General features: G+C 53.2%; 8 protein-coding genes. 6 read left to right on the top strand and 2 right to left on the bottom strand.

The window, feature by feature from the left end; genetic code table 11:
- The first annotated feature begins 429 nt into the window (after positions 1 to 429).
- Genes NNO02_RS21640 through NNO02_RS21630 form a run of 3 tightly spaced genes read left to right on the top strand, consistent with a single transcriptional unit; the run spans position 430 to position 3,275 of the window.
- The gene (locus NNO02_RS21640) at positions 430 to 1,149 is read left to right on the top strand and encodes a (Fe-S)-binding protein (RefSeq protein WP_137383857.1); all 720 of its coding nucleotides are present in this window, start codon (positions 430 to 432) and stop codon (positions 1,147 to 1,149) included.
- Between the two features lie 10 nt (positions 1,150 to 1,159).
- The gene (locus NNO02_RS21635; RefSeq protein ID WP_271455703.1) at positions 1,160 to 2,587 is read left to right on the top strand and encodes a LutB/LldF family L-lactate oxidation iron-sulfur protein; all 1,428 of its coding nucleotides are present in this window, start codon (positions 1,160 to 1,162) and stop codon (positions 2,585 to 2,587) included.
- Positions 2,580 to 3,275: a LutC/YkgG family protein gene (locus NNO02_RS21630; RefSeq protein ID WP_271455702.1), complete on the top strand. Its 696-nt coding sequence runs from the start codon at positions 2,580 to 2,582 to the stop codon at positions 3,273 to 3,275. Before NNO02_RS21635 ends, NNO02_RS21630 begins: the two co-directional genes overlap by 8 nt.
- Positions 3,276 to 3,324: 49 nt before the next feature.
- Here the strand turns inward: NNO02_RS21630 and gntP are convergent, their stop codons facing one another.
- Positions 3,325 to 4,668 carry a gluconate permease GntP gene (gene gntP, locus NNO02_RS21625; protein WP_137383854.1) on the bottom strand — a complete coding sequence of 448 codons (1,344 nt, stop codon included), beginning with the start codon at positions 4,666 to 4,668 and terminating at the stop codon, positions 3,325 to 3,327.
- 385 nt (positions 4,669 to 5,053) lie between these two features.
- Between gntP and uxuA the strand changes: the two genes are divergently transcribed.
- From uxuA to uxuR, 3 genes are all read left to right on the top strand, one after another.
- Positions 5,054 to 6,238, top strand: coding sequence for a mannonate dehydratase (gene uxuA, locus NNO02_RS21620; protein ID WP_271455701.1), 1,185 nt, complete (start codon positions 5,054 to 5,056; stop codon positions 6,236 to 6,238).
- Between the two features lie 82 nt (positions 6,239 to 6,320).
- Positions 6,321 to 7,796, top strand: coding sequence for a fructuronate reductase (locus NNO02_RS21615; protein ID WP_271455700.1), 1,476 nt, complete (start codon positions 6,321 to 6,323; stop codon positions 7,794 to 7,796).
- A gap of 175 nt (positions 7,797 to 7,971) precedes the next feature.
- A complete protein-coding gene (uxuR, locus tag NNO02_RS21610; protein ID WP_271442262.1) occupies positions 7,972 to 8,745 on the top strand; it encodes a Uxu operon transcriptional regulator in 774 nt (257 codons plus the stop codon).
- Between the two features lie 250 nt (positions 8,746 to 8,995).
- On the opposite strand, the gene NNO02_RS21605 is transcribed toward uxuR, so the two are convergent.
- Positions 8,996 to 9,198, bottom strand: a 203-nt coding sequence (locus NNO02_RS21605) for a hypothetical protein (RefSeq protein WP_271455699.1), incomplete at its 5' end; no start/stop codon positions are given.

Here is a 9,198-nt window from a genome sequence, read left to right as displayed (position 1 = left end):
GCTTCCGCCAGATAAATATACTTAAGAGTAAGCCTAATACCTATAAGTAGTTATTTAATAACCTTTTTAATAATGGTAGTGACGAGATTAGTAATCACATGAAACTGTTTTTTAGGTTTTAATAACGCGGTGGTTTTCAATATAAAAATGTGAGCAAGGCCGAAAGAAATAAACCAGGGTGTTGCATGTGCGAGTCGATTAGAGGATTATTTAATTTTGTCATACAAATGAAAATACAGACATTTGCGATTGTCCTGATATAAGACACGGAGAGTCGCCAGCAACGGGAAACGATCCGAACATCACCATGGATCCAGGCATGAGTAAAACCAAAAAAACGAAAAACTGGGCGTGATATACGGCTGAACCTTTGCTTGATATCGCGATATCAAGCGCAATAAACAGAAATGAAGCAATGGAGTAGTTATTGTGAATGTAAATTTCTTTGTCACCTGTATTGGTGATGCACTGAAATCACGGATGGCACGAGACTCCGTATTGCTGCTGGAAAAACTGGGTTGTCGCGTGAATTTCCCTGAAAAACAGGGGTGCTGTGGCCAGCCAGCCATCAACAGCGGCTATATCAAAGAAGCGATCCCAGGGATGAAAAACCTGATCGCCGCCCTGGAAGACAACGACGACCCGATTATCTCCCCGGCAGGCTCCTGTACCTACGCAGTAAAAAGCTACCCGACCTATCTGGCCGATGAACCGGAATGGGCGCTGCGTGCCGAGAAAGTTGCCGCGCGTATGCAGGATCTCACCTCTTTTATCGTGAACAAACTGGGCGTGGTGGATGTCGGCGCTAGCCTGCAGGGACGGGCGGTGTATCACCCTTCCTGTAGCCTGACCCGCAAGCTGGGTGTAAAGGAAGAGCCGCTCACGCTGCTGAAAAACGTGCGTGGACTGGAGCTGCTGACGTTTGCCGATCAGGACACCTGCTGCGGCTTTGGCGGGACGTTCTCGGTCAAGATGGCCGAGATATCCGGCGAGATGGTGAAAGAGAAAGTCTTACATCTGATGGATGCGAAGCCGGAATATTTGATTGGCGCGGACGTCAGCTGCCTGCTGAATATTGGCGGTCGACTGCAACGGGAAGGCCAGCCGGTCAAAGTGATGCATATTGCTGAAGTGCTGATGAGCCGCTGAGGGGAATGAGATGTCAATAAAAACCAGCGATGTAGAATTTAAACTGCGTATTCGTCAGCAGATAGAAGATCCGATCATGCGCAAAGCCGTGGCCAATGCGCAGGAGCGTATCGGCGCGAATCGCCAGAAAATGGTCGATGAATTAGGCCACTGGGAAGACTGGCGCGATCGTGCCAGTCAGATCCGCGATCATGTTCTGAGCAACCTCGACGCTTACCTGTATCAGCTCTCAGAAAAAGTAACGCAAAACGGCGGTCACGTCTATTTTGCCAAAACCAAAGAAGAGGCCACCCGCTACATTTTGCAGGTCGCGCAGAGTAAAAACGCGAAGAAGGTGGTGAAGTCCAAGTCGATGGTGACCGAAGAGATCGGCGTCAACCATGTGCTGCAGGATGCCGGAATTCAGGTGATCGAAACCGACCTGGGTGAATACATTCTGCAACTGGATCAGGACCCACCTTCGCACGTCGTGGTCCCGGCTATTCATAAAGATCGCTACCAGATCCGCCGGGTGCTGAACGAGCGCCTGGGCTACGACGGCCCGGAAACGCCAGAAGCGATGACCTTATTCATTCGCCAGAAGATCCGCGAGGATTTCCTCAGTGCTGAAATTGGCATTACCGGTTGTAACTTTGCCGTCGCGGAAACCGGTTCTGTTTGCCTGGTGACCAACGAAGGCAATGCGCGCATGTGCACCACGCTGCCGAAAACGCACATTGCGGTGATGGGGATGGAGCGTATCGCACCGACCTTTGCTGACGTGGATGTGCTGATCACCATGCTGGCGCGCAGTGCTGTAGGGGCTCGTCTGACAGGCTATAACACCTGGCTGACCGGCCCGCGTGAGGCGGATAACGTTGATGGACCGGAAGAGTTCCACCTGGTGATTGTCGATAACGGCCGTTCGCAGGTGCTCGGTTCTGAGTTTCGCGATGTGCTGCGCTGCATCCGCTGCGGAGCCTGTATGAACACCTGTCCGGCCTACCGCCACATTGGTGGACATGGGTATGGCTCAATCTATCCAGGTCCTATCGGCGCGGTGATTTCTCCGCTGCTCGGCGGCTATAAAGATTTCAAAGATCTGCCGTATGCCTGTTCGCTCTGCACGGCCTGCGACAGCGTTTGTCCGGTACGTATTCCGTTATCAAAACTGATCCTGCGTCATCGTCGCGTTATGGCTGAAGAGGGCATTACCCCGAAAGCCGAGCGCCGGGCGATAAAAATGTTCGCGTATGCCAATAGTCATCCTGGGCTGTGGAAAGTGGGGATGATGGCAGGCGCGCATGCGGCGAGCTGGTTCATCAATGGCGGTAAAACGCCGCTCAAGGTTGGCGCGATTGGTGACTGGATGGAGGCGCGCGATCTGCCTGATGCTGACGGCGAGAGCTTCCGCAGCTGGTTTAAGAAACATCAGGCGCAGGAGAAAAAGAATGGATAACCGTACCGCGTTTTTAAACACCATCGCCCAGGCGCTGGGCCGCCCGTTGCGATTCGAACCGCAAGCGGATGCCGCGCCGGTGAACAACTATGCCAATGAGCGCCTGACTGAACTTAGCCCCGAGCTGCGCTGTGATGCGTTTATCCAGTTTGCCAGCGAAGTGATGCTGGCCCGCTGTGAGTTGACTCGCGAGGACCAGGCCGCAGACACGGCGCTTCGTCTGTGCGAAGAATTGGGTCATCAACCGGTGGTGCTGAGCGGCGACAGCCGATTGGTGGAACTGGGGATAACCGAACGCCTGCAGCAGGAATGCAATGCCGTGGTCTGGGATCCGGCTCGCGGTAGCGAAAATATTACCCAGGCCGAGCAGGCGAAAGTCGGCGTAGTGTATGCCGAGTACGGCTTAACGGAGTCCGGCGGCGTGGTGCTGTTTTCCGCACCCGAGCGAGGGCGTTCCCTGAGCCTGTTGCCGGAGTCCTCGATTTTCGTGCTGCGTAAAAGCACCATTCTGCCGCGGGTGGCGCAGCTGGCAGAAATTCTGCATCAGAAGGCGAAGGCCGGTGAGCGGATGCCGTCGTGCATTAATATCATTAGCGGGCCCAGTTCAACGGCGGATATTGAGCTTATCAAGGTGGTTGGGGTGCATGGTCCGGTGAAAGCGGTGTATCTGATTATTGAAGATTGTTGAGGCAGGATGGAAAACCGCTCTGGCGCTATAGGCCAGAGCGGTATCGACGTTATGCAATCATGCTGATGATCAACACGATTATCAGGCCAACCACGGAGTTTACCAGCTCCAGAAGACCCCAGGTTTTCAACGTGTCCTTCACTGACAGGTCAAAGTAACCTTTGAACAGCCAGAAGGAGGCATCGTTGATATGCGTCAGGGTGTTAGAACCTGCCGCCGTTGCCAGCACCAGTAACGCCGGATCGACCCCCACCAGTTGACCGGTTGCCGGGTCGAGGATCGCTGCGCTAATAATCCCCGCCGCCGTCATGGCGGAGACCACGCCCTGGCCGGTTGCCAGACGAATCAGCACGGTGATCAGCCACGCCATGATATACGGAGAAATATTGCCGTGTGACATCAGCATGCCGATGGTATCGCCGATGCCGGTATCGATAATGGTTTGTTTCAGAACGCCGCCCGCGCCGATGATCAGGATCACCATGGCGATGCTTTTCACCGCGTTTTCAAAGGCGTTCATCACCCATTGCATGTCATGGCCGCGTGCGGTACCAAACAGCACGAAGGCGACAACCATGGCGATAAACATCGCAATTGGGGAGGAGCCTAAGAAGTTGACCACTTCCCACGCCTGCGTCCCTTTCACCAGCCAGATGTTGGCGATAGTGGTGGAGATCATGATGATCGCCGGGATCAGCGGTACCAGAATCGACACACCGAATGACGGCAGGTTGTTCTGGTCAACCGGTACATCGGCTTTCATAAATGAAGGCGTTGGGCGTTCAAGGTTACCGAGGAATTTTGGCAGGATCAGACCCGCACAGATAACGCTCGGAATAGTGACCAGAATACCGTAGATATAGACCATACCCATGTCGGCACCATAGGCGTTTACCAGTGCCACCGGGCCCGGCTGTGGCGGGAACAGTGAGTGTGCGGTGGTCGCTGCGGCAACGGCCGGAATGGCCAGTTTCAGGAACGGGATCTTCGCTTCTGCGGCAATGACGATCACCAGCGGTGCCAGCATAATAAAGGCCACTTCGTAGAACATCGCCAGGCCGAAGATCAGGCCGATAATGATCACCGACAGCTGCACATAGCGCAGGCCGAGTCGCGCCAGCAGCGTATGAGCAATCTGATGCGCCGCCCCGGAATCGACCATCAGTTTACCGATGACCGCACCGAACACCACGATAATTGCCAGTTCACCCAACGTACCGCCGAAGCCGGATTTCATGGTGTGCAGCAGCTCCATTAAATCCATCCCCGCCAACATGCCGACGGAGAGTGCTGCCAGCAGCAGGGCGACCATTGAGTTTATTTTGAAACGCAAATTGAGCACCAGCATGAGGCCGATGCCGAATACAACCCACAGAATATTGAGAACGTGCATAAAACGTCTACCTTGTTTTGGTTGAACCATTATGATTTTGGTTGAGATGTTACACATATTGGTTAACCATTGATGCGATGAATATCACAATCCATATTCAATGTTGACATTGATAACAGACTGTTCCCTTTCAGGCCGCGCCCTGCAGGCCATTTCCTCTTAACTTCATCACGTTACCTCACAATTCGTGTCAGACCACTGATACAGTTTTTGTGATTTGGTTAACCAATTTTGTTGTTTAGGTTGACATGTGGGGACGAAAGGTAGAATTTATGCGCCATGTCGTCCGGTTTGCTGGCGTAATGCGTTGAGCACTCCGGCAGTTGAGTAAGTCGTGGCTCGCGGTGTTTGCGCCGGGGGCCAACAATGTAAAGAGGTTAAAAGCATGGAACAGACATGGCGCTGGTACGGTCCTAACGATCCGGTTTCTTTAGCTGATGTGCGTCAGGCAGGCGCTACCGGTGTTGTTACCGCCTTGCACCATATCCCGAACGGGGAAGTGTGGTCAGTTGAGGAAATCGAAAAACGCAAAGCTATCGTTGAACAGGCAGGGCTGGTCTGGTCGGTTGTCGAAAGCGTACCGATCCACGAAGACATTAAAACCCGTTCCGGTAACTATCTGCAGTGGATTGCCAACTACCAACAGAGCCTGCGCAACCTGGCGCAGTGCGGTATTCGCACCGTGTGCTACAACTTCATGCCAGTACTCGACTGGACGCGTACCGATCTGGAATATGTCCTGCCGGACGGCTCCAAAGCATTGCGCTTTGACCAGATTGAATTCGCCGCCTTTGAGATTCATATCCTCAAACGTCCCGGAGCAGAGGCAGACTACACCGCTGAAGAGGTCGCTCAGGCACAGGAACGCTTCACCACCATGACCGAAGAAGATAAAGCGCGTCTGACCCGCAATATCATCGCCGGTCTGCCGGGGGCGGAAGAAGGTTATACCCTTGACCAGTTCCGTCAGCACCTTGAGCGCTACAAAGATATCGATAAAGCCGCGCTGCGCGAAAACTTTGCCGTCTTCCTGAAGGCGATTATTCCGGTTGCTGAAGAAGTCGGTGTGCGCATGGCGGTACACCCGGACGATCCGCCGCGCCCGATCCTCGGCCTGCCACGCATTGTTTCCACCGTAGAAGATATGCAGTGGATGGTTGATACGGTCAACAGTATGGCGAACGGTTTCACCATGTGCACCGGCTCTTACGGTGTTCGTGCGGACAACGATCTGGTTGATATGATCAAACAGTTTGGCCCACGCATTTACTTCACCCACCTGCGTTCCACGCTGCGTGAAGATAACCCGAAAACCTTCCATGAAGCGGCGCATCTTAATGGTGACGTGGATATGTATGAAGTGGTGAAAGCGATTGTTGAAGAAGAGCATCGCCGTAAAGCCGAAGGTAAAGAAGATTTAATTCCAATGCGCCCGGATCACGGTCACCAGATGCTGGACGATCTGAAAAAGAAAACGAACCCAGGCTATTCCGCGATTGGTCGCCTGAAAGGGCTGGCGGAAGTGCGCGGCGTTGAGATGGCTATCCAGCGCGCTTTCTTTAGCCGCTAAATCAGACCGGCCGGCAACCTGTCGGGCCGGCTTTTTTCTTTTCTCTTCCCGTCGGTATTTCCGACGGGTTCTGGAGTTCACGATGACAACGACAATTGCCAATAGCAAACTGCCGGTTGCGCGCCCTGCATGGGATAATTCGCGCCTGCAATCCCGTATTGTTCACCTCGGATGCGGGGCTTTTCACCGGGCGCACCAGGCGCTGTACACCCATCATCTGCTGGAAACCACGGACAGCGACTGGGGTATCTGTGAAGTGAACCTGATGCCGGGTAACGACTGTGTACTGATTGAAAATCTGCAAAAACAACAGCTGCTGTATACCGTGGCGGAAAAAGGCGCGGACAACACCGTACTGAAAGTGATTGGCTCGATGAAAGAAGCCATGCACCCGGATCTTGACGGCTGCGACGGTATTTTGCGTGCGATGGCGCGTCCGCAGACGGCAATTGTCTCGCTGACGGTCACGGAAAAAGGCTACTGCACCGATGCCGCCAGCGGTCAGTTAGATCTCAATAACCCGTTGATTAAACACGATCTGGCAAATCCGACCGCGCCGAAATCGGCAATTGGCTATATCGTACAGGCGCTGCATCTGCGTCGTGAGCAGGGTCTGCCGGCCTTTACTGTGATGTCCTGCGACAACGTGCGTGAAAATGGCCACGTGGCGAAAGTTGCGGTGCTGGGGCTGGCGCAGGCACGCGACCCGCAGCTGGCGCAGTGGATTGAAGTAAACGCCACTTTCCCATGCACCATGGTGGATCGCATTGTTCCGGCGGCGACGCCAGAGACGTTGCAGGAGATTGCCGATCAACTGGGTGTTTACGATCCGTGCGCCATCGCCTGTGAACCGTTCCGTCAGTGGGTGATTGAAGACAACTTCGTGAACGGTCGCCCTGACTGGGATAAAGTCGGTGCACAGTTCGTTGCCGATGTTGTGCCGTTTGAAATGATGAAACTGCGCATGCTTAATGGCAGCCACTCTTTCCTTGCGTATCTGGGCTACCTCGGTGGTTATGAAACGATTGCCGATACCATGACCAACCCGGCGTACCGCAAAGCCGCGTTTGCATTGATGATGCAGGAGCAGGCTCCCACACTGTCGATGCCGGAAGGCACCGATCTCAATGCGTATGCGACCCTGCTGATCGAGCGTTTCAGCAATCCATCCCTGCGTCATCGTACCTGGCAGATTGCCATGGATGGCAGCCAGAAACTGCCGCAGCGCCTGTTGGACCCTGTTCGTCTGCACCTACAAAACGGCAGCGACTGGCGGCACCTGGCGCTGGGTGTGGCGGGCTGGATGCGCTATACCCACGGCGTGGATGAGCAGGGGCAGACCATTGACGTTGTCGACCCGATGCTGGCGGAATTCCAGCGCATCAATCAGCAGTATCAGGGCAGTGAACGCGTTATGGCCCTGTTGGGATTAAGCGGGATCTTTGGCCATGATTTAGCGGAAAACGCGGATTTTGTGGAAGCAATTATCGTGGCTTATCAGCAACTGTGCGAGAAGGGCGCGCGCGAGTGTGTCGCAACACTGCACGCTGACGCATAACGCCCGAACTATGACGGGTCAATCAAAATATCTGTTTGGTTGACCCGTTTTCTGTTTTTGGCTTGCCGCAAATGCTATAGTTCAGGCGACATAAAGGTTATTTGTAGGCCTGATAAGGTGCGTCCTGCCATCCGACCTACGGATCTGAATAAACGCATCTGACGGATAGAACATAATGAAATCGAACACTTCTCAGCAAAGGCCCTACCAGGAAGTGGGTGCCATGATCCGCGATCTCATTGTCCAGACGCCATACCAACCCGGCGAGCGCCTGCCCCCGGAGCGTGAAATAGCCGAGATGCTCAATGTCACCCGCACGGTGGTGCGCGAAGCGTTAATCATGCTGGAAATTAAAGGGCTGGTGGACGTGCGGCGTGGTGCCGGGATCTACGTTCTCGACAACGCTAACGCGCAGACAATCGACAGCACGGATATTAATCATTGCAATGATGCGGGGCCTTTTGAGCTGTTACAGGCACGCCAGCTATTAGAGAGCAATATCGCCGAGTTTGCCGCATTGCAAGCCACGCGCGAGGATATCGTCAAAATGCGCCAGGCATTGCTACTGGAAGAACGTGAGCTGGCCTCCAGCGAACCAAACGGCTCGGAAAGCGGCGACATGCAGTTTCACCTTGCCATTGCCGAGGCCACGCACAACAGTATGCTGGTCGAGTTATTTCGTCAGTCATGGCAGTGGCGTGAGAACAACCCGATGTGGATCCAACTGCACAGCCACCTTGACGATACCCATTACCGCAAAGAATGGATGGGCGACCACAAGCAGATCCTGGCGGCACTCATTAAAAAAGATGCCCGCGCGGCCAAACTGGCAATGTGGCAGCATCTGGAAAACGTTAAACAGCGACTGCTGGAGTTTTCAAACGTTGATGACATCGACTTTGATGGTTATCTGTTTGACTCCTGGCCGTTGGATACGGTTAACGCCTGATTTTTCTTCCCTTTTACAACGTGGGCCATCCCGGCCCACGTATCACTTCCCACTGATTTCCTCTGACTATTTTCCCCGTCCGGACGCGACGTAAAATAATGTTTCCATCAATGCAGATGGCGTTTTTTGCAGCGTTATCGCGGGGCGAAAATTGACATATATCAATTAAAAACAACTTATTTTCGCGTGCAAAAAAATGCATCATTTACCTTATTTTTACCTTTTCGTGCTTATTTTTCGACAAAACAGGTCAATGCGAAGTGAGAATCACATTGATTTTCCCAACGGTTAGTGCCGTTAATGTGTACTTAAAGGCGTATAAAAACAGAGGATTTGGATAAAAGTAGACATTAATCACGCTCCGTAACCTATTGGTCAGAATGATGTTTTGATTGCGCAGGTTGATGACTCGTCCAGCCGCTCCCATTTTAATCAAATGAGTAAGAAAAAATA

This window comes from Citrobacter sp. Awk 2 (assembly GCF_028069815.1).
GTDB lineage: Bacteria > Pseudomonadota > Gammaproteobacteria > Enterobacterales > Enterobacteriaceae > Citrobacter.
This window is presented reverse-complemented; position numbering and strand designations above follow the sequence as displayed.